Source organism: Mesorhizobium sp. WSM4850 (assembly GCF_055811735.1).
This window is the reverse complement of sequence record NZ_JBVVPV010000032.1, coordinates 25,434-49,233: the sequence shown is the minus strand read 5'-3', so window position 1 is coordinate 49,233 and position 23,800 is coordinate 25,434. Positions and strand designations below refer to the sequence as shown.

Below are 23,800 nucleotides of genomic sequence, written 5' to 3'. Positions count from 1 at the left end.
CCCTGAGGTAATGCCGCTCACGACGCTCTTGCTTCGGCCGAGGCGCCGATCAGGCGCGCATAAGCGGAAACATAGTCGCGGGTCATTCTTTTGGCAGAAAACCGCCTTTCGAAGACAGTTCGCACCTTCCGCCTGTCGAGCCGCAGCAGGTCGGGCACCGACGCAACCGCGCCTTGCATGGAATCCACGATAAAACCGGTCACGCCTTGATCGACGATTTCCGGCAAGGCGCCGGATTTCCAGGCGATCACCGGCGTGCCGCAGGCCATCGCTTCTATGACGGCAAGACCGAACGGCTCCGGCCAGTCGATCGGGAATACGAGGCCGGCCGCCTTGCCGAGGAATTCCGCCTTCTTGTCTTCCTCGATCTCGCCGACATAGTCGACACGATCACCATCGACCAGCGGCTCGACCATTTTGCGGAAATAAGCCCGGTCGTCGTCGCCGATCTTTGCTGCAAGCTTCAGTTTCAGCCCCGAGCGCAGCGCGATCTCGATGGCACGATCCGGACGCTTGTCGCGCGACATCCGGCCAAGGAAGGCGAGGTAGGGCTCCCCTGGGCCCGGCTCGAAAACCGGCTTGTAGAGTTCGGTCGGCAGCCCGTGGTGGATCGTCGCCAGCCAGTTGGCGTCGGCCAGCCCCGTCCTTTGGCTGCCGGACACGGAGATCATCGGAAAGCGCGGAAAACGCTCATAGGCCGGTGCCAGATCGACATAGTCGAGCCTGCCATGCGGCGTCGTCACCGTCCGCTCATGGATGTGCTCGAAGAAGGAAAAATGCAGGAAATGGCTGAGGTGGAAGTGAATGATATCAAATTCGTGAGCTCGTTTCCTCACCTCGGAAAGCATCGAAAGGTGCGCGGCTGTCTCGGATTTCAGCGGGCTTGGGTCAAGACGCAGCGCACGCTCGCGGCACGGCACCAATTTTGCCGAGGTCTTTGTATCGCCACTGGCGAACAAAGTTACGTCATGGCCCAGCTCGACCAACCCTTCGGTCAGATAGGAGACAATGCGCTCCGTGCCTCCATAGAGCCGAGGCGGCACGGATTCGTGGAGTGGCGCCACATGGGCTATTTTCATAGACTGGCATTTCCCAGAAAGATCATCGCTGATGTCGAAATGCACCACTCCCCCGAACGTTCCCGCGACGGCCAAGAAGTCGGGGGCAAGAACTCGGGCAATGAGTGGCGATTCAGCCAGCCGGCCCGCTGCCATTTCTCGCGTTTTTCGGGAACCAATTGGCTGGCCGTGAATTTAATAAGGTTCGATCGAACGCATCGCGATCGACGGGAGGAAAAGATGAATCGCCTGGAATTCTTTACGCCGGTGCGAATTGCGCGCGGGCACAGAGAGCCTGTGGAAGAAATCGACAATGTCAGCGAAGCGATGACGTTTTTGCGCCACTGGCCGAAGGGTAGGCGCGGCCCGGTGTATCAATGCGCGCTGAACTGCTGCGCTGCGGCACTGGCAGGTCGGATGTCTGCCGAGGAAGCAAGAAAGGCTTTTAAGGGCTTTGCCCGGATCACCCGGCTCCTGGATGATGACATAGCGCTGCCGATACGCGGCGAAAAGATGGACAGCGCATACACGCCTCGGCGATAGACGCCAGCGCTCCCAGGTGCCAGTTTGCCGACCGGCCCAGTTGGCGAGCAGCGTCACCGCGACAGCGGCGATCTGCGTCGGTGCGCAGGATGCCTGGGCGCCTGGATCCAGGCCGACCCCAAAATCATGGCAAGACCGAAATCCGCCCCAGAAGAGCCACCAGTTCCGCCTGACGTCTCGTTTCGGTCTTGGCGAACAGCGAGGCAAGCTGTGAGCGGATCGTGGTGCGGCTGAGCCGCCAGCTGCGGGCGATCTCCAACGGCGCATCGCCCTGAGCCAAACGCAGAGCCAGATGCGTTTCCGCGCTCGTCAGGCCAAACATCCTTTGCAGTGTCTGAGGGTTTGGCCCCGACCTGTTCACACGGCCAAGCAATGCCACGATGCTCGTTCCATCGGGGGCGATAAGACCGTTCTCTTTCAGTACCACCGGCCTGTCACCTGTGCTGCGGATCACCACCCAGGAAAGGGAGCCGGGCAGGAAAGGCGCCGGGACGTTTGCGACCAGCCGCCTTAGGGCTGCCGAAAGCACACTGGCTGTATCAGCCGCTTCGCCTTTGTGCTCCAGAGTGGGGCGCTCCGGCGTGGGGCGCTCCAGCGTGGTTAGAGCGGCCGCGTTCCATTCGATTACTTTTCTATCGCGGTCTAGTACGAGATAGCCACAGCCGAGGCGATCAAGCATGCCGGTGACGGATTCCAGGCTGCGTCTCCTTGGTTCGTCGCCCTCTGTCTCCGGCCGATCGGATGCACGAGCTGAAGGATAAGCATAGGAGGGCCGCGTCACCTGCGCGTCAGGGTTATACTTGGTTCCTGTCGTGATGTACCGGTCGCCCACAACGGCATCACTGTATCTATCGATCATAGCCATTTTCCAACCTCCCCAAAGGTCCATCAGCCCGTAGTAACTTGCCCGGGATTTACGAACAGTCTTCTTGCGCAGGGCTCGCAAAAAATGCGCTCCCTACTGTCTTGAAACTCGTTATATTCTGATGAGTTCTGTTCGCCCCTGTTTGATAAAATGCGCGCTGTGATAGTGGTATGGCAATCCCGCAGTCGGACTAGGTTGTACGTTTTTTGCTCTAGTCTCGATGGCCTAGTCAAAAGGTAGTAGTCTATGTCGATGAACTGGCAGTCGCGCAGGTCGGATTTGAACCCAACAGGCAGACTGCTAACTCACATTGCCTCCGCATCGGTGCTGGCTGCTACGCTGATATTTGAAACAAAAGCGTCAGCATACATCGGAGAAGGGTCGAGTTTCCTGGAATTTATTCCAGCTATTATTATCATTTCCTACCTTGAAGACCGTGGTCCTGCGCTTGCGGCGACGGTCCTGATGGTGGCTGCCGGCTTGTGGACACGAAGCACCCTGCATGGTCAGATCTCCGGAGAAGATTGGGCGCGCGCCATCCTGCTTCTGATTTCCGGTGGCGTGATTGCCATGACATTCCATCGGCTGCGGCAGGACGTGCGTGAGCTGCTGGAGGTAGCCGAAGCCAGGCTCGCTGCCGTCGAAGCAACCGAAAGCCGCTATCGTTGGGCTTTCGAGCGCGCCGCCATGGGGTTCGCAAACATCAACGAGAAAGGTGAGCTGCTGCAATCCAACAGACGCCTCAGCGAGATGACAGGCTACGAGGAGGACGAGCTTGCCCAATTGCAGCTGGAGACACTCGTTCACCCGGACGACCGTGATGCCTTGGCGCAATTGCTGGCTGGCCTGGGCAAAGACTCCGCTTCGTTCGCTTCGGAGGTGCGTCTGTCAAGAAAGAACGGTTCGGCATTCTGGGCGCGGCTAACGCTGTCTTTGTCCGTGCCCGACGGGGTTCTCTCAGAGACCATTTTCGTGGTGGTCGACGATATCTCGGGACGACGAGCCGTGCACGAAGCGCTTCGGGCTCAGAAGGAGTGGCTGGATCTCGCTTTGTCTGCTGGACGCCTGGCCACGTGGCGGATCGACCTTAAAGACGGCATCGTTACCGGTTCGGGCGCGTTCTGGGACATTCTCGGACTGCCTCCGGCCGGCAGCCGCCGGTTGGAGGAACTGTCGGCCGTCGTTCATCCGGCGGACTGGCCAAAGCTGGCCGTATCGAGAAAGCTCGCATCGGTCACCAACTACGACGTCGAGATTCGCGTCCGACGCCCGGACGGACATATCCGCTGGGTTGCTCTGCGCGGAAGGGAAGAGAAATACGATGATCGTCTACAGCGGCTCGGCGTGGCCGCCGACCTGACCGAGCGACGGCAAACCACGCTGCTGCGTGCCGCGGCAAAGAAGCGGGAGCGCATCATGCTCGAGCAACGCCACAGGTTCATCAACCTGTTCCCGGTGATCACGGCACTGGTGAACATGGTCAATGATCCCGAGAACAATCTCGCCAGGTACAAGGAGACGCTCATCGACAGGATTCGTTCGCTCGAGGCAACGCATCTGCTCCTTTCGGGCAACAGCAGCGGGTCGGGGATGCTTCACGATCTCGTTGCCCAGGAGTTGCAACCGTATATGGGGACACGCGAAATATCTGTCAGCGGTCCCTCGGTTACGATGTCGGGAGGCGCCGCCGAGAGCTTTGCGATGATTGTTCACGAGCTTGCGACCAATTCCTTGAAACATGGAGCCCTTGGCGATTCAAAGGGCCGGGTCGAGGTAAATTGGACGTTCGCGTCGGAAGATGCGGGCGGTGACATCGTGTTCGATTGGATGGAATCAGGGCGGCGGCGGCCTGCAAAAGTTGTCCGCCATGGTTTCGGTTCAATGATAATCGGAGTGGATGGGGCGCCGCTTGTCGGTCACTCTCCCAAGCTGGAAATGACGGATCACGGGCTGCGCTATTCGCTGCGGCTGTCGCGCAAGGAAATCGGCCCTTGACGCCAGCGGGCCAAGCCCCTTGCGTATCAAAAGAACGTGGTGCTCTAGTTAATTGATATCCCTCGTTAACCACGTCTTCAGCATAACGGCAGCCTCCGTCCGATTCCGCACCCCAAGCTCACGCAAAACCGCAGCGGCATGGATTTTCGTCGTCGCTTCGGCGATCTCCAGATCGCGCGCGATTTCCTTGTTCGAATACCCTTCCGCCATCAGCTTGAGGACCTCCTTTTGCCTCGAGGTCAGCCTGCCAAGATTGCCGGTGTTGGTGCGTCGCTGCGGGACAGGCTCGGCGGGAGCAGGTACGTGAGTTGTTTGCGCAGCACCGGGGCGCGACAGAAGTGCAGGGACGTAGATGCGGCCCGAGAGGATTTCGTTGACGGCCATGACGACCTCCTCGTCTTTTTGCGACTTTACGATATAGCCGTGGAGACCGATCGACAGAGCCGTGAGTATCTCCGAGCGTGAATCGTTTCCGGAAACGATGGCAAATCGAGTATCCGGATAAGCCGATAGAATGCCGCTGAGCACTTCCTGATTGAACAATCCCGGCATGTTCAGGTCCAGGATCGCAAGATCAACGGACGCCTGCTCGGCCAGCAGACTGAGCGCGGCGTCGAAACACGACGCCTCAAATATCTCCACACCTGGAATGCCTGCGCTCAGAGCCAAGCGCAGGCCACGACGATACAGGCCGTGATCGTCGGCGATGACGATTCGATACATTGAACTACCCCAACGAAACCTGAATGGATTGAACGGTCACCGGCCTTTGGAGTCGTGGCCAATCACTCGTCAATTCATCCAGTCAACGCCAGCGGTGCCCCAACACCGCAAGCCCAGATTGCTAATATAATCCTAAAAGGCAGGTAAGGCTCCTCTTTTTTTGAACCCTGTCGACGGGAGCCGCTGAGCACGTCGAATCTTCCGTTCCTATCCTCCAGGACCATGTGCCAACGCCTTTGAGACGATGCCGATAACTCGCGATCGCAAATGCCCATGGCGAGGCGTGTTTTTCGATTGTCGATCGGCAACTTAGTGATTTAACTTCCACTCAATTGTCGGGCACTGCGACCGGCAAGACAGGGAGGGAGCTGTCGTGAGCGAAGAGATCAGTGTCGCCGAGGCCTACCGCAGAGGCCGCACCATCTTCATGGGGCTGGAGTTGCTCATCGCGCCCGGTGCGCTCGTTCCCCGGCCGGAGACGGAGTTGCTCGGCACGACAGCACTTGATGTTCTGCGGCAAATGAACCTGTCGGCGCCGCGGGTTGTCGACATGTGCTGCGGGGCCGGCAATCTGGCCTGCGCCATTGCGCATTACGCCCCTGCCGCGCAGGTCTGGGCGAGCGATCTCACCGATGGATGCGTCGAGGTCGCGCGCCGCAACGTCGCCCATCACGACATGGCAGATCGCGTGTCGGTGCTGAGGGGTGACCTGTTCAGTGCTTTCTCGGGCTTGCAACTCGACGGCACGATCGACGTGATCGTCTGCAACCCGCCATACATTTCGGAAAAGCGGCTCGAGGGCGACCGCGCGCATCTGACCGAACTCGAGCCGCGTGAAGCGTTTGCAGCCGGCCCCTACGGCCTGAGCATCCATATGCGGGTGATCAAGGACGCGCCGCGCTACTTGCGGCGCGGAGGCATCCTGCTCTTCGAGGTCGGTCTCGGCCAGGACCGGCAGGTCATGCGTCTGCTGGAGCGCTCCAAGTCCTTCCACGGGATCCGGGCGGTCACGAACGAAGCCGGCGAGGGAAGGGTGGTTGTGGGACATACTACGCCGTGAGCGTCAGCCATGCCGCAACGGCTGGCTCAATTCGCGGTGTTCACGCTTCTGGCGCACTCCAGCAAAAAGCAAAAAAGGTGGCGCTTACTCGCGTCCCTGATCAGCTTTTTGGGCTTTTCTTGATTTATTCGGTGCTATTACAAGCCCGCTGTTGTCTGGGTTTGCGTCGGAGACAAAGCTGTATGCAAAGATGTGTCCCCGGTTCTCGTCGGTCACTCGGATCCAATCCTTTTCCCACCTTCGCAGCGTAACATGTCGATCTGTCGACATGGCGGCGGCTTTGAAGGGGCTCGGCGCGTTGATGACACGCACCGTAATCACGTCATCGCCCTCCATTTGTTCGACGAGGTACGTCTGCATAAAGGCCTCCCCAGCGCCACTGCAACCCTAACGTCAGTCAAAAAGTTCGGTTGCAGCGTAGCAAAGAGATTTTCGACAAATGTGACGGACCGAAGAGGCGTGCGGGCGAGGGTTAGCCCTGGATCGACCAAGCGGCGCGCAGGTCGTTGGCTTGGGCGATCCTGACGCCACAAGCAGTCAGAGCGCCTCTGGTCGCTGTCACGAGCGCGGCATTGTCCTTGGCAGTCGTGCCGTCGGCCAGGGTAAAATTGTTCTCGAAGCCGACGCGGGCATGACCGCCCAGCAGCGCACCGGCCGCAACGCAAGCGGTTTCCTGCCGACCGAAGGCACAGACCATCCAGTGCGCGAAGCGCGGGCGGTCCTGCGCAAGGAAGGGCAGCAGATCGGCCGGTCGCGAAACCTGTCCCGGCGTGTAGCGGCCGAGCACATAGAGCACCGGGATGTCGTCGAAAGGCACCAGCCCGCGCTGCTGCATGGCGGCCAGGGCCGACGCCTCTTCGGGCGCGTAAAGGATGATCTGAGGGGCGATCCGCTCGCTCTTCAACCACGCCAGGAACTGCGCGAAATCAGTCTCATGGGCGGCGTCCGGCACCAGTTCACGCAGCGCCAGCGAAACCGCCTCAGGGCGGGCAGCGCGTACCACCGCCATCTGCTCGGCCGGCTGGTAGCGGCCGATCGCTTCGCTGGTGATCTGGATGATCAGCCGCTCGCCCACCGCATCACGTATCGCTTTCGTCGTCTCGCGATAAGCGTGCGCGTCGAGCAAATGGCCGCCGTCGCGGTCGCGGACATGGGTATGGATCATGGCGGCGCCGGCCTCGAGGCAGGCGGCGGCGGTCCGGGCCAATTCCTGGGGGCCTATCGGCAGGGCAGGGTGGTCTTGCTTGCCACGCCGTCCACCATTCGGCGCAACGGCGATTGCCGTCGGTGAGATAAGTCCGGGGCGGGTCGCGTCCCTGTCGACGGTCATAGGCTCAGTCCAATTGTTTCAGTATTGCACAGTGTGTAACATATGTTGCATGATAGGTTCGCTGCAAATCGCGCCATCGTCAATCGGGGAAGGCATGACACACATCCTGCACCGCCAGATCCACGCGAGCCTGCCCGTCGCGGCTGGCGGCAAGGGCATCGAACTGTTCGACCGCGATGGCCGCGCCTATATCGATGCGTCAGGCGGCGCGGCGGTTTCCTGCCTCGGCCACGGCCATCCCGAGGTGACGGCCGCACTCCATGCGCAGGCCGACAAGCTCGCCTATGCCCACACCAGCTTCTTCACCAACGAGCCGGCCGAGACATTGGCCGACAAGCTCGTCGCGGGCGCGCCACAAGGTGTCAGCCACGCCTACTTCGTGTCCGGCGGCTCCGAAGCGGTGGAGGCGGCGCTCAAGATGGCACGGCAGTTTTTCGTCGAGACCGGCAGGCCAGAGCGGCGAAACGTCATCGCCCGCCGCCAGAGCTATCACGGCAACACGCTCGGCGCTCTCGCTGCCGGGGGCAATGAGTGGCGCCGCGCCCAATTCCGCCCTTTGCTGATCGACACGCATCACATCGACCCGTGCTATGCCTACCGCTACCAGAAAGCCGGTGAGAGCGAGGCGGCCTACGGACTGCGCGCCGCCCAGGCGCTCGAGGATAAAATTCTCGAACTCGGTCCGGACACTGTCATGGCCTTCGTCGCGGAACCTGTGGTCGGCGCGACAGCAGGAGCAGTGCCCGCGGTTCCCGGCTACTTCAGGCATGTCCGTGAAATCTGCGACCGCTACGGTGTGCTCCTCATCCTCGATGAGGTGATGTGCGGCATGGGCCGCACCGGGACGCTGCACGCCTGCGAGCAGGACGGCGTCGCGCCCGACCTGATGACGATCGCCAAAGGCCTCGGTGGCGGCTACCAGCCCATCGGTGCGGTGCTGCTTTCGCGCAGCATCTTCGACGCTTTCGCCGAAGGCTCCGGCTTCTTCCAGCACGGCCACACCTATATGTGCCATCCGATGGCTTGCGCGGCGGCGCTCGCCGTCCAGGAGGTGATCGATCGCGACGATCTGCTCGCCAATGTCCGGGCGATGGGAGCGCATCTTTCGCGGCGGCTGGGCGAACGGTTCGGCAACCATGCCCATATCGGCGACATCCGCGGGCGTGGCCTTTTCATGGGTGTAGAGCTGGTCGAGGATCGCTCGACCAAGGCGCCCTTCGAACCGAAGCGGAAGCTCAATGCGAAGATCAAGCGCGAGGCGATGGCGCGCGGCCTGCTGGTCTATCCCGCAGGGGGCACGATCGACGGCGTGCGCGGCGATCATGTGTTGCTGGCGCCGCCCTTCATCATAGACGCCGCGGCAATCGACGCGGTTGTTGAACGGCTCGGCGACGCGATAGACGCCGCGGTGGCATAGCCAGCGCTCTTCATTCCGGCAGATAGGCCCCGAACGCCTGTAACTCCAGTTCCGTCTCCCTGACACGAGCCGCCGCGGCCGGCCCGCTGCGCGCCAGCATCGTTGCGGCCAGCGCTTCCACGATAGCCATGGCTGCGGCTACCGACGGGAAGAAGGACGGGCTGTCGGTAGAGAATCGCAAGACAACCTGCGCATGCCGCGCGATCGGAGCAGCCATGCTGTCGACGATCGCGACAATCGGAACGCTGTGTCGTTGCGCAGCCTCCACCACGGGCCCGAGTTCACGCGAATAGGGCGAAAAGCCGATCGCGACGACCGCTTCCTTCTTTCCAAGCGCTGCGAGTTCCGCCTCGATCGCACCGCCGTCGCCGCCGAGCAGCGTGATCTCGCGCCGAAACATCCGGCAGAGATAGACAAGCGCGTGGGCGGGCGCGCGGCAGCTTCGGAACCCGGCGACACGTATGCGCTGAGCCTTCTCCAGTATCGCGCAGGCCCTTGCGATTTCTTCGCTGCCGTTGACGGCTTCGGCCGTCGCCAGATTGGCCACCGTCGTCCTCAGCGATTCGGCGAAGATCGTCTCCGACCTGCGCCTGACAAGCGCATCGGCCCTTGCCGCGAAAGGCGCCTTGCCGGAGCGCAGCCGGTCTTCGAACGGCTTGCGCAGCGCCGCCCAGTCGCCAAAACCCAGTCGCCGTGCCAGTCGCACGAAGGTCGTCGGTGTCACCTCTGATCTCGAGGCCAGCACCCGCATGGACACCAGCGCCACCTCGTCGGGGTGATCGACCAGGAAACGCGCCGCCTTGCGCAGTTCCGAGCTCAATTTTGGGAGTTCGGTCAGTATGCGCGCCAAAAGCGCGTCGAAACCCATCTCCCGACTGTCCATTGTAACAAGCATTTCCCTTGATTGATAAAGCGCAACAATCGTAGCATGCATCGACGTGCCTTGACACCAAAACACCGGACGGCCGCGACGGCACGCAAAGTACCAAGGGAGAACCAGATGAAACATGCCCGGACTGCACGCCTCGGAGCGCAGATCGCCGCCTTGTCGGCGGCGCTGCTGTTTTCGGCCAGCGCAATGGCGCAGCAGAATTTCGTTACCATCGGGACCGGTGGCGTCACCGGCGTCTACTATGCCGCCGGCGGCGCTATCTGCCGGTTGCTCAACAAGGATCGCAAGACACACGGCATCCGCTGCTCGGTCGAATCGACCGGCGGATCGGCATTCAACGTGAACACGATCAAGGAAGGCGAACTCGACTTCGGCATGGCCCAGTCGGACGTCCAGTACAACGCCTACAAGGGACTGGAATCGTTCAAGGACGGTGGCCCCCATACCGACCTGCGCGCGGTCTTCTCGATCCATCCGGAGCCGTTCACGGTGCTGGCGCATCCCAATGCCGGCGTGACGAAATTCGAGGACTTCAAGGGCAAGCGTTTCAACGTCGGCAATCCCGGTTCCGGGACGCGCGCTTCCATGGAGCGTCTGCTCGGTGCGATGGGCTGGACGTTGGCCGACTTTTCGCTCGCATCGGAGCTGAAGGCTGACGAGCACGGGCCGGCGCTCTGCGACGGGAAGATCGACGGGTTCTTCTACGGCGTCGGCCATCCTTCAGCGAACATCCAGGATCCGACGACCACCTGCGCCGCCAAGCTGGTGCCGTTGACTGGAGAAGTCGTGGACAAGCTTGTCGCCGAGAATCCGTACTACGCCAAGGCGATCATTCCGGGCGGACTCTACGCGAACAATCCCGACGATACCGGGACTTTCGGCGTGCTCGCCACGCTGGTCACTTCGGCCAAGGTTCCCGATGAGAGCGTCTATCAATTGACCAAGGCGGTGTTCGAGAACTTCGACGAGTTCAAGTCGCTGCATCCGGCCTTCGCCAATCTCGATCCCGCCAAGATGGTGGCGGAAGGAAATTCCGCGCCGCTGCATCCGGGCGCTGAAAAATACTTCAAGGAGAAGGGCTGGTTGAAGTAGGCTTCGTGACCTGACGACGGTCCGGCGGGTCCAGCTGATCCGCCGGGGCCATCCGCAACAGGAGACGACGTCATGAGCGAAGTGAAGGCACAACCGGCCGGCGTCGATCTCGAAGAGCTCGAACAACTTGTCGCGGAGGCCGACACGGGTGGCCGGCATCCGGTTGGCACGGTCGGGCGAATCCTGCTCTGGGTTGCAGTCGCGTGGTCGCTTTTCCAGCTCTGGTACGCTTCGCCTTTGCCGTTCGTGTTCGGCTTCGGCATTCTCAACGACACGGAAGCGCGCGCTATCCATCTCGGCTTCGCGCTGTTCTTGACCTTTCTCGCCTATCCGGCGCTGAGATCCTCGCCCCGCGATCACGTGCCGCTGCTCGACTGGGTGCTGGCCGTGGTCGGCGGATTTGCCGGCGCCTACCTTTTTCTCTTTTACGTCGTGCTTTCCGGACGGCCGGGCCAGCCGACCACGCTCGATCTGGTGACCGGCACCGTTGGCATCCTGTTGCTGCTCGAGGCGACGCGCCGTGCGCTCGGCCTTCCGATGGTGGTCGTGGCGTGTGTCTTCATCTTCTACACCTTTGCCGGCCAGTACATGCCGGACGTGATTCAGCATCGCGGCGCATCGCTCACCAAGTTTCTCAACCATCAATGGCTGACAACCGAAGGCGTCTTCGGGATTGCACTTGGCGTGTCGACGAGCTTCGTCTTTCTGTTCGTCCTGTTCGGCACGCTTCTGGAAAAGGCAGGCGCCGGCAACTGGATGATGCAGATTTCCATCGCGCTGCTCGGCCACCTGCGCGGCGGCCCGGCGAAAGTCGCCGTGGTCTCGTCGGCCCTCAACGGCGTCGTGTCCGGCTCATCCGTCTCCAACGTGGTTTCAGGCGGCATCTTCACCATCCCGCTGATGAAGCGCACCGGCCTTTCCGGCGTCAAGGCGGGCGCCATCGAGGCTTCAGCCTCGATCAACGGCCAGATCATGCCGCCGGTCATGGGCGCGGCCGCCTTCCTGATGGTCGAATATGTCGGCATTCCCTATTCGGAGATCGTCAAGCACGCGCTGCTGCCGGCGGTCTTCTCTTATATCGCGCTGCTCTACATGGTTCATCTCGAAGCGATCAAGATGGGCCTGAAGACGATCCCGCAGCGTCCGACGCCGGCAAGAGAACGGATGCTGCGGATGGGACTGGGACTGTCCGGCAGCGTTCTCGCCGTCTGTATCGTCTATTACGGCATCGTTGCTATCCAGGCTGTCTTCGGTGGGGCCGCGCCGCCGCTGCTCGCGCTCGCCGGCGTCGCTCTCTACGTCGCCTCGGTCTGGTATTCCTCGCGCTATCCTGACCTCGCACTCGACGATCCGAACGCGCCAATCCTGGAACTGCCGCGCGCCTGGGATGTCACGCGGACCGGGCTCGATTTCCTCATCCCGATCGCCGTGCTTCTGTGGTGTCTGATGGTCGAGCAGATGTCGCCCGGCCTCTCGGCGTTCTGGGCGACCGTTTCAATCCTCGCTATTGTCGCCACCCGCAAGCCGCTGATGGCGCTGTTCCGCAAAGGAAATCTCGCCGCCTCAGTGCGGGCTGCCTGGGACGACCTGATCGACGGGCTGGCGCTCGGCGCCCGCAACATGATCGGCATCGGTATCGCCACCGCCACCGCCGGCATCGTCGTCGGCACGATCACGCTGACCGGTCTCGGCCTGATGATGACGGAACTCGTCGAGTTCATTTCCGGCGGCAATGTCATCCTGATGCTGATCCTGATCGCCGCGATCAGCCTTGTGCTCGGCATGGGCATCCCGACCACCGCAAACTATATTCTGGTCGCCACGCTGATGGCCCCGGTCGTGGTCGATCTCGGCGCGCAGGCCGGACTGCCAATCCCGCTGATCGCGGTCCACCTGTTCGTCTTCTACTTCGGCATCATGGCCGACATCACCCCGCCCGTCGGGCTGGCCGCGTTCGCGGCGGCGGCGATTTCCAAGGAGGATCCGATCGCCACCGGTTTCCAGGGCGCCCTCTATTCGCTGCGTACGGCGATCCTGCCGTTCGTCTTCATCTTCAATCCGGCGATCCTGCTGATCGGAGTCGACACTTGGCCGCAGACGATCTGGGTGGCAACGGTGTCGCTGATCGCAATATTGCTGTTTTCGGCCGCGACCATGAACTGGTTCGTGACCAAAAGCCGCCTGTGGGAAAGCGCGGCGCTGCTGCTCATCTGCTTCACGCTGTTTCGGCCGGACTGGTGGCTCAACCAGGTGTCGCCGCCCTACGAGGAGTTGCCGGCAAGCGAGTTCCTGCCGGCGGTGGCGCAGACGCCGGCCGATGGCCGCATCAATTTCGTCGTCGAGGGTGTCGACCTCATGGGCGAGGATGTCCGCAAGACGGTCAATGTGCCGCTCGGCGAGCCGGGCGAGCCGCTGGAGCGGCTGCGCGGCATCGGCCTTACCATCACGCAAGCGGGCGACGCGCTGATGATCAGCAATGTCGATTTCGGATCCTACGCCAAGCGCATCGGGCTGGATGTCGGGTATGACGTGGTGGCGGTGCTCAGAAAGGCCGACCAGCCCTCGAGCCTCATTCCGATCGGCCTGGCGCTGGCTGCGACCGCCGGCGTCGCCGGGCTGCAGTTTGCGCGGGCGCGCAAGCAGGCCGACAGGAAGGAAACCGGGCCGGCAGGCTGAAACCGGAACGGTTGATACAGTTGGGAGGCGCCGGGAAAACGCTCAGTCCGCGGTCAGCACCACCTTGACGCTCTGCGAGCGGTCGGCGGCTAGGGCAAACGCCTCGTAGGCCGAGGAGAGGGGGCGTTCGGCGGTCACCAGCTTCAGGACGTCGATATCCCCGCTGACGATGAGGGCGACCGCCTCGTTGAATTCTGCGCCGAAACGAAACGTGCCGTTCAGATTGATTTCCTTGGCCATCACCGCATTGGCGGCCACCGGGATCTGACCACCCGGCAGATTGCCGACCTGAACCACCGTGCCGCCGCGCCGGACGCTGGCGATCGCAGCTGCGAGACCCGCGGCGGTGCCTGAAATCTCGAACGCGACATCGATCATCTTGTCGGCCGCGAGCGCCTTGAGCTCGTCGTCGCCGCCGAACAGGTTGATCGTCCTGTTTGCTCCAAGTTTGCTGGCGAAGGCGAGCGGCGCCTCGGCTATGTCGGCGACGGTGAGCTCGCCACAACCCTTGAGCCTGGCGGCGAGCATGGTCAGGAGCCCGATGGGGCCGGCGCCGATCAGGATGACGTTGCGGCCGGCAATGTCGCCGGCCCGCGCCACGGCATGCAGGCTGACGGCGAGCGGTTCGGCGAGCGCCGCCGCCTTGTAGGCGACAGCATGCGGAACCTTGACGCATTGCGCCGGCGTGGCATCGAACACGCTGGCAAAACCGCCTTGCATGTGCGGCGTTTTCGACGCCGAGCCCATGAAATAGATGTTTTCACAGAGATTGGCGCGGCCCTCTGCGCATCGGGCGCATTGTCCGCACCAGCGCGACGGGTTGACCGCCACGCGATCACCGACGGCGAGTCCTGGCGCGTCCGCGTTGATTTCGACGATCTCACCGGCGACCTCGTGGCCGAGCACGAGCGGCGATGTGACGACAAAATCGCCGGTCCGCGCGTGGCGGAAATAGTGCAGGTCGGAACCGCAGATGCCGCCGGCGCCGAAGCGCACGCGCACCATTCCGGGCGCGAGCGGGCCGAGCGGGTGCTCGACGACGCGCAGATCCTCAGGGCCGAACAGCGTCGCGGCGATTGCACGGTCGATCAACGGATCAGCCCCATTTGCGTCGGCAGCCACAGCGAGATGGCGGGGACGAAGGTGATCAGGATCAGCGCGACGATCAACGGCACCAGCCAGGGCAGGATTGCCATGGTCGTACGCTCGACCGACAGCTTGGCGACCCGCGAGAGGACGAACAGCACCATGCCGAGCGGCGGATGAAGCAGACCGATCATCAGATTGAGCGTCATGATCAGACCGAAATGCACAGGGTCGATGCCGTAGAGGACCACGATCGGCAGGAGGATCGGCACGAGGATCGTGATGGCGGCGATCGTGTCGAGAAAACAACCGACTACCAGCATCAGGATGTTGACCAGGATCAGGAACACCCATTTGTTTTCGGTCAGCGATGTGATGAAGACCGAGAACAGCTGCGCCGCCTGGCTGACCGTGAGCAACCAGGCGAAGATCGACGCTGCGGTGACGATGAAAAGGACCGACGCGGTCGTCTCGATCGTATCGAAACTGGCCTTGGCCAAGGCTGCGAGTGTCATCGTGCGATAGCGCACGAGCCCGAGAAACAACGACCAGATGACGGCGGCCATGGCCGCTTCGGTCGGGGTGAACCAGCCCATGGTCATGCCGCCGATCAGGATGATCGGTGTCATCAGCGCCATGACGGCGGAAAAGTCGAAATACCAGTCGCAGGCGATCAGGACGACGAGCACGATGCCAACGGCGATGTTGAGCGACAGTCCCATCTGGACAAGGACATAGACCGCCAGCGGAAAGCAGCACACGACGGCGACCTCGATCGAGGCGGCGGCGAGCCGGTTCAGTTTGAACGGCGTGTCCGAACCCCAGCCCCGGCGGTGGGCGAAGATCGCGACCGTCACCATCATCAGCGCCGTCATGACGACGCCGGGCAGGATGCCGGCCATGAACAGCGCGCCGATCGAGACGTTGGCCATCATGCCGTAGATGACGAAGGGCAGCGACGGCGGGAAGATCGGGCCGAGCGTCGAGGAGGCGGCGGTGACGCCGACCGCCGCCTCGACGGGATAGCCGTGGTCCTTCATCGCCTTGATCTCGATGGTGCCGATGCCGGCGGCATCGGCAAGGGCTGCTCCCGACATGCCGGCGAAGACCACCGATCCGATGATGTTCACCTGCGCTAGGCCGCCCTTCATCCAGCCGACAAGCGCCAGCGCGAAGGAATAGATCCTCCCGGTGACACCGGCGATGTTCATGAGGTTGCCGGCGAAGATGAAGAACGGCACGGCAAGCAGCGGAAAGCTCTCGACACCGGCGATCATGCGCTGCGCGGCGATGATGTCGGGCGCTACGCCATAGAAGACGAGATAGAGCAGCGACGACACCGCCATCGACACAGCGACAGGCACGCCGACCAGCATCAGGACGAGAAAGGCTCCGATCAGAAGCAGCATGGCCTATTCCCCCAATCCGTCGAACGCGGCGGGGCGCTCCAGCGCCGAGTAGCCACGGCGAATGTTGCCGATGAAGACCTGGATGGCGCGCAGCATCATCAGCACGAAACCGGCGAAGACGGCGTAGAAGACGACGTTGCGCGGCAGGTTGATGGTGACCATCCGCTCGCGGTGGACGATCCCGACATAGCGCCAGAGGAGCCAGGACATGTAGGCGAAGAAGCAAATGGTAATCACATTGACCGCGAGCGCCAGGTAGCGCCCGGCCCCAGCGGGGAGATAGTGATAGAGCACGTCGACGTGGATGTGGCGCGTGGTGCGCGTGCACATGACCGAGCCCAGGAAGACCACGACGACGAGGCAGTTGATGGCGATCTCCTCGGTCCAGGCAAAACTGTTGTTCATGACGTAGCGCGTAAAGAACTGCAGGAACACGCAGAACGACATGCCCCAGAACACGGCGAGCGTGACCCAGTCCTCCACCGCGTATCGCGACAGATCGATGGGCGGCGCTTCTTCCTCGAAGGCATGCGCCAGTTCTTCTGGGGTAACCTGGGTGTGGACCTCTTGGGTCATCGGCAAGCTCCGGGCACTGTTGGACAGCGGGCTCGACAGACCCGACGCGCTTGTCGCGCCGGGCCCGGATCGATGCGGGTTATTTGACGGCGCGGATCGCCTCCCAATCCTCCTTGCGGTAGCCGAACTCGTCGAACGTCACCTTCTCCATCACGTTCTTTTCGAAATCGGCGCGATCGACTTCGGTGACGGTGAGACCGCGCTCCTTGAAGGTTTCAACCAGCGCCTTCTCGCGATCGACGATGATCTTTGTCGCTCGCGCGGCGGCTTCCTGCATCACCTCGGTGAAGATCGCCTTGTCCTCGTCCGACAATTGCGACCAGCGCGATTGCGACACGATCGTGTTGAGATGATCGACGATGTGCCCGGTCAGGATAATGTGCTTTTGCACTTCGTAGAACTTCTTGGCGTCGATCGTCGTCAGTGGGTTTTCCTGCGCTTCCACCGTGCCCTGCTGCAAGGCGAGATAGACCTCGGCGAAGGCGATCGGCGCGGTGTTGGCGCCGCAGGCGCGCGGCATGGCGAGATAGGCCGGCACATCGGGCACGCGGATCTTCAGGCCCTGCATGTCGGCGCATTTCTCGATGGGCCGGTTGGAGGTCGTGTGACGCGTGCCGTAGTAGGTGGTCGCGGTGATGTGATGGCCGGAGGCCTCTTCGAAGCCGGCGGTCAACTCCTTGTATTTGTCGCTCTTGGTGTAAGCGAGCAGGTGATCCGCGTCGCGGAAAGTGAACGGGAAGTAGGTCACGCCGATCGGCGGGTATTCGCGGGCGGCGAAGCTCGATCCGGAGATGATGATGTCGACCGTGCCGAGGGTCAGCCCCTGGTTGATGTCGGCTTCCTTGCCGAGTTGCGAAGCCGGGAAGACGTCGATCGTATAGCGGCCGTCGGTGCGCTTTTTGATCTCTTCCGCCGCCCATACCGACTCGGTGTGGAAGGGTTCGGACGTTTCGTAGACATGGGCCCATTTCAGCGCGGTTTGCGCAGAGGCCGAAGCCATGGGCAGAGCGATTGCAGCGATCGTGCCGAGCAGAACGGCGTATTTCCTCAACATCATATTCCTCCCTGTGAATGGATTGACGGTGCCGACAGGACCCTCCCGGTCGGCGGACTCCTATCCCGCGACCTCCCTGGCCGCGGATTTCTCACCGAAATTGCGTGAGAATCTCAGTTGCGACTGACGCAGATGTTCCTGCATCGCGGCCTTGGCCCGTTCAGGGTCGCGCGCCGCGATCGCGTCGCGCACCGCGCGATGCTCCTCCGCGGCAGCCCGCCAGGACTCCCTGTTCTCGAAATAGCTCGACAGGCGTTCGAAATATGGGTTCATGCGCTGATCGAAGAGCTCGCCGATGCAGCGCACCAGAACGGCGTTTCCGAGAATGCCCGCCACCATCGTATGGAATTCGCGGTCGAGCGCGATCGTCATCCTGGTCGGGCGAGGTATGTCCTCCATGCGGCGCAGCACGTCGTCCATATGTTCGATGTCGATCGGCCGAGCATGGAGGGCGGCTTCGGCGGCGAACGCCCCTTCGATGAACTCGCGTGCCCGCAAAAGCTCGAACGGGCCCTCATCCATTTCTGCCGTCAAAATTTCGGCACGCGGCGGTTCGGTGACGTAGATGCCCGAGCCGACGCGAATGCGTATGCGCCCCTCGACCTCGAGCGCGATCAGCGCTTCACGGACGGTCGGGCGGGAGATGCCAAGCTGATCGGCCAGCTCGCGCTCGGTCGGCAGCCGATCGCCGACTGCGAACTCGCCCGCGTCGATCAACTGCCTGAGCTGATCGGCGATCTGTCGGTAAAGACGACGCGGTTCAACGGCCTGGATCGGCATTGTTACCCAGTTCTACTTCAACGGAATTATCTGGCTGATCCCGGATCGGTAAATTGGTCTGACCTATTGATCGAAACCTGCCGCGAAAAAGGCTGAGAGTCAAGCAGCAGAGAACGCCCATGGAACCCATTCTCCGTGACTTCTTGGAAACGACCGATCGGCCATGGCTGGACGGCAACTCTTGAACTTCCAGCAGTTGGAAGGATTATCGCGTGGTTTCCGCCGGCGAACAGCCGAATTATTTCACCATCAACGGCCGCGCCTATCCTTCGACGGACACGATCAGGATGAAAATCGGCGAAACTCTGACAGTGCGCTTCATCGGCACCAATGTGCCACTTGTGGCAGCGGATCATGCTGCGGCGACTTCCGGCACCGTAGCATATCTCACCTGCGCAATGAGTATGGACTGAGAGGGGGCGCCAGGGCAGCTAGGGGAGCCGTGTCATCGAGCCAGTGGATAGGTCTGCGGCGACTTCCGATATGCCTCTTCACAACGCGGCGAACAAAACCATGGCCCTCCTGGGGCGGCCCGTCGATAGGATGCATAAGGAGCATGCATCTTGCACACTGGATCGATCCAGGCCGGGTCAGGCGAGGGAGCAAGTTCGATCTCGTAAAGAGGGATTTCATCAGCTACCGACCGCAGCGCCACCTCTCCGAGATACCGCACCAAGATGCCTTTGGCGGCAGCGGCGTCGGCAATGGGTTGAGTCGCAAGCAATTGACCGGGGGACGCAAGCGCAGCAATACGTGCCGCTATGTTGACGGTCGATCCAAACAGATCACCTGCCCTGCGGATGACCGGTCCATGATTCAGCGCCGACCGGGTGAGCGGGAGGCGCGGTTCTTCCCGGCATGCCTGCAACAGCGTTCCAAGCGCCTGGATCGCTAACTCCGGCTCCGGAAACGAGAGCATCGCTTCATCCCCGATCCACTTGATCGGAGGCTCGTAGCCAGCAAGCGCCTCGCGGACCATGCTCTCGAAAATCTCGAGCACATCGATTGCCGCTGCATCTCCATAAACGTCCGCGATGGCGCTAAAGCCCGCAAGATCGATGAATGCCACCGTAGCCGAAGCGCCGACGGAACTCTGCGTCTGGCTCATATTCCTGTCCATGTGAAGTTATTTAACGCCTGTCACACGGTTTCGCGAATCCAGACGCTACCGTCAAAGCTCTCAGGGCGTGGTACGCCACACTGCAGACCTCCCTTCGAGTGTAATTGGATATGGCGCTAGCTGTGCTTCCTCAGTCTCCGCCGGGAACACTTTGGTCTCGCAAAGTGTTTTGCCGCGTGGCAAAGGCGAAAGGGAGCGTGAACATGCGCGCAGTCATCATTGGTGCAGGCATCGCCGGACTTGCAGTTGCCAAGGGCCTGCGACTCCTCGGATGGGAGACCGAGATTTACGAGCAGGCGAGCGAACTGAAACCTCTGGGTGCGGGTCTCAGTCTCAGCGCCAATGCGCTTCGTGCCCTTCGTACGCTCGAACTCTACGAAGCGGTTGTGGCCGAGGCGCAGCCAATACACAGGCTCGATCTTCTCGACGACAAGGGACAAGTTCTCCAATCCACGGATTTTCAGCGCTTCAGTCAGAAATATGGTCACCTCAGCATGGCCGTGCTGCATCGTGGCGATCTCCACAAGGCCCTTCTTTCGGAACTACCACGTTCTATCATCCGCACCGAAATGGAATGCGTGGATGCTCGGCAGGTTGGCGACAACATCGCCCTGCGCTTTGCGAATGGGGAGATCGTGGAAAGCGAGCTGGTGCTCGCTTGCGATGGCATTCACTCCGCGGTTCGTAGAGCGTTGTTTCCCCAATCGCGCGAGCATTTCGCTCGCTACGCTTGCTGGCGCGCGATCGCGCCCGGTTTCCTGCAAGGAATGGACCCGGCGCGTCTTACCGAAAGCTGGGGGGCCGGAAAACGCATCGGTCTGGCCGCGATCCCCGGCGAAAGGGTCTACTGGTTTGCCTGCTGTGGCGCAGACCAACGGGACGACCCCAGGCTGGCTCGGGCCGATCTTGCAGAAGTGCAGGCGATGTTTTCCGGATTTCACGAGCCAATCCCGGAGGTCCTTGATCGGACCGCGGAGGACTCGCTGATCTGGACGGACATTCTTGATCTCGATCCAATGCCCTCGTTCACGCGCGGAAGAGCGGTTTTGCTTGGCGACGCCGCGCATGCCGTGACGCCCGATCTGGGACAAGGCGCCGGACTTGCCATGGAAGACGCGGCCGTTCTTGCTGCGTTGTTCGGGCGACTTCCGGCCGACCGGGCCATCCGCGAGTATGACAAACGCCGTCTCGACAGGGCACATAGGGTCGCGGCTGAATCACGCCTCTATGCCAAAGTTGCGCAATCGAAGAACCCGCTTGTCGTCCCGCTACGCAACTTGCTGGTAAAGAGCATACCGGAGCGTTTCATGGACCGGCAGCTCGAGGCGGTTCTCGATATAAATTTCGAGCCTGTCAGAGCCGCCGCCTAGCGCCGGCGATTAAGCGCACACCAATCGTCCAATTTTTCTTGTCGGCGGCATAGTGGCCAAGGCCCTGGCGGCAGGTGAAGGGGCGCCCATCTCATCCTGCGGCAGCCCACAGGGGGACACGCTGGCCATATCGCGGCGGAAGTAAGCGATCATTTTGCAGAAAGCCACTTGACCTTCCAGTAACTGGAAACCGTAGGTGGAAGGGGAGTTGCCCATTTAGGAGTGCCCCATGATCGACCGTCACGATGATGCCACCCACACCGACGCATCGCATGGCTCGTGCTGTTCCTCGCACGCGCCGGCCGCTGCCTCAATCGTCGTCACTCGCGATCCAGTGTGCGGCATGACAGTCGATCCAGCGGCGGGAAAGCCGTCAGCGACCTTGGGCGGCCACAGCTATCATTTCTGTTCGGAAGGCTGCCGGACCAAGTTCCAGAAGGAGCCAGAAGCCTTTCTGAATGCGACCGATCCGGTTTGCGGGATGAAAGTCGAGCGCGCCACGGCGAAGCATTTCGTGCGGCATGAGGGCAAGGGTTTTTACTTCTGCTCCGCCGGGTGCAAAGCCAAGTTCGAGGCCGATCCTCAGAAATATCTGAGCGGCCAGCCAGCGCCGGAGCCGATGCCGAAGGGCACGCAATATACTTGCCCGATGCATCCCGAGATTGTCCGCGACAAGCCCGGCTCCTGCCCGATCTGCGGCATGGCGCTGGAGCCGATGGGCGTGCCGACCGGCGACGAAGGTCCCAATCCGGAACTCGTCGACTTCACCCGCCGCTTTTGGGTAAGTGCCGTCCTGTCGATCCCGCTGCTTCTGATCACCATGGGACCGATGCTGGGCTTGCCGTTCCGCGACTGGCTCGGCGAACATCCGGCAGCCTGGATTGAGTTGGCGCTGGCGACCCCGGTGGTGCTCTGGGCGGCGATCCCCTTCTTCCATCGCGGCTGGGAGTCGATCGTCAACCGCAGTCCGAACATGTGGACGCTGATCTCGATCGGCGTCGGCACCGCCTATGTCTACAGCGTCGTGGCGACGTTGTTCCCGGATATCTTCCCGCACCAGTTTCGCGGCCACGGTGGCACGGTTCCGGTCTATTTCGAGGCAGCCGCAGTAATCGTCGCGCTGGTCTTTCTCGGCCAGGTGCTGGAACTGAAGGCAAGGGAGCGCACTGGTTCCGCCATCCGCGCACTGCTCGACCTGGCGCCGAAGACGGCACGGCGGATCGGGGCGGACGGTTCTGAGACGGATGTGCCGCTCGAGGAAGTGCAGGCCGGCGAGCGGCTCCGCGTGCGGCCCGGCGACAGTGTGCCGGTCGACGGCACGGTGCTCGAAGGCCGCTCCTCGGTCGACGAATCGATGCTGAGCGGCGAACCTGTCCCCGTCGAGAAGACGCAAGGCGACTTTGTGACCGGCGGCACGCTCAACAAGAACGGAACGCTCGTTATGCGCGCCGAAAAGGTCGGCGCCGATACGATGCTGTCGCGCATCGTCGAAATGGTTGCCAAGGCGCAGCGCAGCAGAGCGCCCATCCAGGGACTTGCCGACCGCGTCTCCTATTACTTCGTGCCTACTGTCGTTCTGGTCGCCATCGTCGCCTTCATCGTCTGGGCCATCTATGGGCCTCAGCCGAGCATGGTCTTCGCCATCGTTTCGGCCGTCTCGGTGCTGATCATCGCCTGTCCCTGCGCGCTTGGGTTGGCGACGCCAATGTCGATTATGACCGCCACGGGACGCGGCGCGCAGGCTGGCGTGCTGATCAAGGAGGCCGAAGCGCTGGAGCGCTTCTCCAAGGTCGACACGCTGATCGTCGACAAGACCGGCACGCTGACCGAGGGCAAGCCCAAGTTGACCGACGTCGTCGGGTTCGATGGCTTTGACGAGGCCGAACTTCTCGGCCTTGCCGCCAGCCTCGAGAAGGGTTCGGAGCACCCGCTTGCCGAGGCGATCGTCGATGGTGCGCGGGAGCGCGGCGCGACCGTCGAAGACGCAGCGGATTTCGAGGCCGTCACGGGCAAGGGCGTCACGGGAACGGTCAAGGGCCGCGCCGTTTCGCTCGGCAATCAGGCGCTGATGGACGATCTGGGCATCGGCCTGGAGGTGGCGAAGGAGCGTGCCGACGCGCTGCGTTCCGACGGCAAGACGGTGATGTTCGTCGCGGCCGACGGCAGGCTTGCCGGTTTCGTCGCCGTCGCCGATCCGATCAAGGCGACAACGGTGGAAGCGATCCGCGCGCTGCACGACAGCGGGCTCAGGATCATTATGGCGACGGGCGACAACGAGCGCACCGCGAAGGCGGTGGCGGCGAAGCTTGGCATCGACGAGGTGCGGGCCGACATGCTGCCGGAGAGCAAGAAGGCGCTGATCGACGAACTGCATGCGAAGGGCGCGGGCGTCGCGATGGCCGGCGACGGCGTCAACGACGCACCGGCGCTGGCGGCGGCCGATGTCGGCATCGCGATGGGAACCGGCGCCGACGTGGCGGTCGAGAGCGCCGGCATCACGCTGGTCAAGGGCGACCTCAACGGCATCGTCCGGGCGCGGCGGCTGTCGCAGGCGACGATCCGCAATATCAAGCAGAACCTGTTCTTCGCCTTCGTCTACAACGCGCTCGGCGTGCCAGTGGCGGCCGGTGTCCTCTACCCGGTCTTCGGCACGCTGCTGTCGCCGATGATCGCCGCAGCGGCAATGAGCCTTTCGTCCGTTTCCGTGATCGGAAACGCGCTGCGACTTCGTTCTCTGAAGCTTTGAGGTCAGAC

The 23,800-nt window shown here is 62.1% G+C and carries 21 protein-coding genes; 9 read left to right on the top strand and 12 right to left on the bottom strand.

The features are described from left to right. Nucleotides 1–17: 17 nt before the first annotated feature. Nucleotides 18–1,079 carry a glycosyltransferase family 4 protein gene (locus AC0L2Z_RS24765; RefSeq protein WP_473629565.1) on the bottom strand — a complete coding sequence of 354 codons (1,062 nt, stop codon included), beginning with the start codon at nt 1,077–1,079 and terminating at the stop codon, nt 18–20. Here AC0L2Z_RS24765 and AC0L2Z_RS24760 point away from each other — a divergent pair. Then, nucleotides 1,065–1,601: a DUF982 domain-containing protein gene (locus AC0L2Z_RS24760; RefSeq protein WP_473629564.1), complete on the top strand. Its 537-nt coding sequence runs from the start codon at nt 1,065–1,067 to the stop codon at nt 1,599–1,601. The two genes, AC0L2Z_RS24765 and AC0L2Z_RS24760, sit on opposite strands and share 15 nt — an antisense overlap. Before the next feature lie 124 nt (nt 1,602–1,725). Here the strand turns inward: AC0L2Z_RS24760 and AC0L2Z_RS24755 are convergent, their stop codons facing one another. Then, nucleotides 1,726–2,466: a helix-turn-helix transcriptional regulator gene (locus AC0L2Z_RS24755; protein ID WP_023798571.1), complete on the bottom strand. Its 741-nt coding sequence runs from the start codon at nt 2,464–2,466 to the stop codon at nt 1,726–1,728. A 246-nt stretch (nt 2,467–2,712) separates the two neighbouring features. Between AC0L2Z_RS24755 and AC0L2Z_RS24750 the strand changes: the two genes are divergently transcribed. Continuing rightward, nucleotides 2,713–4,461, top strand: coding sequence for a PAS domain S-box protein (locus AC0L2Z_RS24750; protein ID WP_287260299.1), 1,749 nt, complete (start codon nt 2,713–2,715; stop codon nt 4,459–4,461). Between the two features lie 48 nt (nt 4,462–4,509). On the opposite strand, the gene AC0L2Z_RS24745 is transcribed toward AC0L2Z_RS24750, so the two are convergent. Next, nucleotides 4,510–5,184 (bottom strand): LuxR C-terminal-related transcriptional regulator, encoded by a 675-nt coding sequence (locus tag AC0L2Z_RS24745; RefSeq protein ID WP_128168176.1) that lies wholly within the window; start codon nt 5,182–5,184, stop codon nt 4,510–4,512. A 373-nt stretch (nt 5,185–5,557) separates the two neighbouring features. On the opposite strand from AC0L2Z_RS24745, the gene AC0L2Z_RS24740 reads away from it, so the two are divergent. After that, entirely contained in the window at nt 5,558–6,244 is a 687-nt protein-coding gene (locus AC0L2Z_RS24740) for a N5-glutamine methyltransferase family protein (protein ID WP_128168177.1), read from the top strand. An 84-nt stretch (nt 6,245–6,328) separates the two neighbouring features. On the opposite strand, the gene AC0L2Z_RS24735 is transcribed toward AC0L2Z_RS24740, so the two are convergent. Together AC0L2Z_RS24735 and AC0L2Z_RS24730 are read right to left on the bottom strand one after the other, a co-directional pair. Next, nucleotides 6,329–6,604 (bottom strand): hypothetical protein, encoded by a 276-nt coding sequence (locus AC0L2Z_RS24735; RefSeq protein WP_198032602.1) that lies wholly within the window; start codon nt 6,602–6,604, stop codon nt 6,329–6,331. Nucleotides 6,605–6,716: 112 nt separating this feature from the next. Continuing rightward, on the bottom strand, nt 6,717–7,574 hold the full coding sequence (locus tag AC0L2Z_RS24730) for a beta-keto acid cleavage family enzyme (RefSeq protein WP_128168178.1): 858 nt from the start codon (nt 7,572–7,574) through the stop codon (nt 6,717–6,719). A gap of 94 nt (nt 7,575–7,668) precedes the next feature. Here AC0L2Z_RS24730 and AC0L2Z_RS24725 point away from each other — a divergent pair, with 94 nt between their 5' ends. After that, nucleotides 7,669–8,991, top strand: coding sequence for an aspartate aminotransferase family protein (locus tag AC0L2Z_RS24725; RefSeq protein WP_128168179.1), 1,323 nt, complete (start codon nt 7,669–7,671; stop codon nt 8,989–8,991). Between the two features lie 10 nt (nt 8,992–9,001). Here AC0L2Z_RS24725 and AC0L2Z_RS24720 read toward each other — a convergent pair whose 3' ends face one another. Beyond that, a complete protein-coding gene (locus AC0L2Z_RS24720) occupies nt 9,002–9,874 on the bottom strand; it encodes a MurR/RpiR family transcriptional regulator (RefSeq protein WP_198032801.1) in 873 nt (290 codons plus the stop codon). Nucleotides 9,875–9,991: 117 nt separating this feature from the next. Between AC0L2Z_RS24720 and AC0L2Z_RS24715 the strand changes: the two genes are divergently transcribed. Further along, complete coding sequence (locus AC0L2Z_RS24715; RefSeq protein WP_128168180.1) at nt 9,992–10,975, top strand: TAXI family TRAP transporter solute-binding subunit; 984 nt, start codon at nt 9,992–9,994, stop codon at nt 10,973–10,975. A gap of 72 nt (nt 10,976–11,047) precedes the next feature. Then, nucleotides 11,048–13,651 carry a TRAP transporter permease gene (locus AC0L2Z_RS24710; RefSeq protein WP_473629563.1) on the top strand — a complete coding sequence of 868 codons (2,604 nt, stop codon included), beginning with the start codon at nt 11,048–11,050 and terminating at the stop codon, nt 13,649–13,651. A 42-nt stretch (nt 13,652–13,693) separates the two neighbouring features. Here the strand turns inward: AC0L2Z_RS24710 and AC0L2Z_RS24705 are convergent, their stop codons facing one another. From AC0L2Z_RS24705 to AC0L2Z_RS24685, 5 genes are all read right to left on the bottom strand, one after another. Continuing rightward, nucleotides 13,694–14,743 (bottom strand): L-idonate 5-dehydrogenase, encoded by a 1,050-nt coding sequence (locus AC0L2Z_RS24705; protein WP_473629562.1) that lies wholly within the window; start codon nt 14,741–14,743, stop codon nt 13,694–13,696. Beyond that, nucleotides 14,740–16,146, bottom strand: coding sequence for a TRAP transporter large permease (locus tag AC0L2Z_RS24700; protein ID WP_091593867.1), 1,407 nt, complete (start codon nt 16,144–16,146; stop codon nt 14,740–14,742). Before AC0L2Z_RS24700 ends, AC0L2Z_RS24705 begins: the two co-directional genes overlap by 4 nt. 3 nt (nt 16,147–16,149) lie before the next feature. Beyond that, nucleotides 16,150–16,722: a TRAP transporter small permease gene (locus AC0L2Z_RS24695; protein WP_091593869.1), complete on the bottom strand. Its 573-nt coding sequence runs from the start codon at nt 16,720–16,722 to the stop codon at nt 16,150–16,152. A gap of 79 nt (nt 16,723–16,801) precedes the next feature. Further along, the gene (locus AC0L2Z_RS24690) at nt 16,802–17,776 is read right to left on the bottom strand and encodes a sialic acid TRAP transporter substrate-binding protein SiaP (RefSeq protein ID WP_027151856.1); all 975 of its coding nucleotides are present in this window, start codon (nt 17,774–17,776) and stop codon (nt 16,802–16,804) included. A gap of 60 nt (nt 17,777–17,836) precedes the next feature. Beyond that, entirely contained in the window at nt 17,837–18,556 is a 720-nt protein-coding gene (locus AC0L2Z_RS24685) for a FadR/GntR family transcriptional regulator (protein WP_473629561.1), read from the bottom strand. Between the two features lie 212 nt (nt 18,557–18,768). On the opposite strand from AC0L2Z_RS24685, the gene AC0L2Z_RS24680 reads away from it, so the two are divergent. Continuing rightward, a complete protein-coding gene (locus tag AC0L2Z_RS24680) occupies nt 18,769–18,969 on the top strand; it encodes a hypothetical protein (protein WP_473523190.1) in 201 nt (66 codons plus the stop codon). A gap of 32 nt (nt 18,970–19,001) precedes the next feature. Here AC0L2Z_RS24680 and AC0L2Z_RS24675 read toward each other — a convergent pair whose 3' ends face one another. Beyond that, entirely contained in the window at nt 19,002–19,664 is a 663-nt protein-coding gene (locus tag AC0L2Z_RS24675; protein WP_473629560.1) for an adenylate/guanylate cyclase domain-containing protein, read from the bottom strand. A gap of 215 nt (nt 19,665–19,879) precedes the next feature. On the opposite strand from AC0L2Z_RS24675, the gene AC0L2Z_RS24670 reads away from it, so the two are divergent. Together AC0L2Z_RS24670 and AC0L2Z_RS24665 are read left to right on the top strand one after the other, a co-directional pair. After that, a complete protein-coding gene (locus AC0L2Z_RS24670; protein ID WP_473629559.1) occupies nt 19,880–21,046 on the top strand; it encodes an FAD-dependent monooxygenase in 1,167 nt (388 codons plus the stop codon). Nucleotides 21,047–21,275: 229 nt separating this feature from the next. Further along, nucleotides 21,276–23,792 (top strand): heavy metal translocating P-type ATPase, encoded by a 2,517-nt coding sequence (locus AC0L2Z_RS24665; protein WP_473629558.1) that lies wholly within the window; start codon nt 21,276–21,278, stop codon nt 23,790–23,792. The last annotated feature ends 8 nt before the right edge of the window (nt 23,793–23,800 follow it).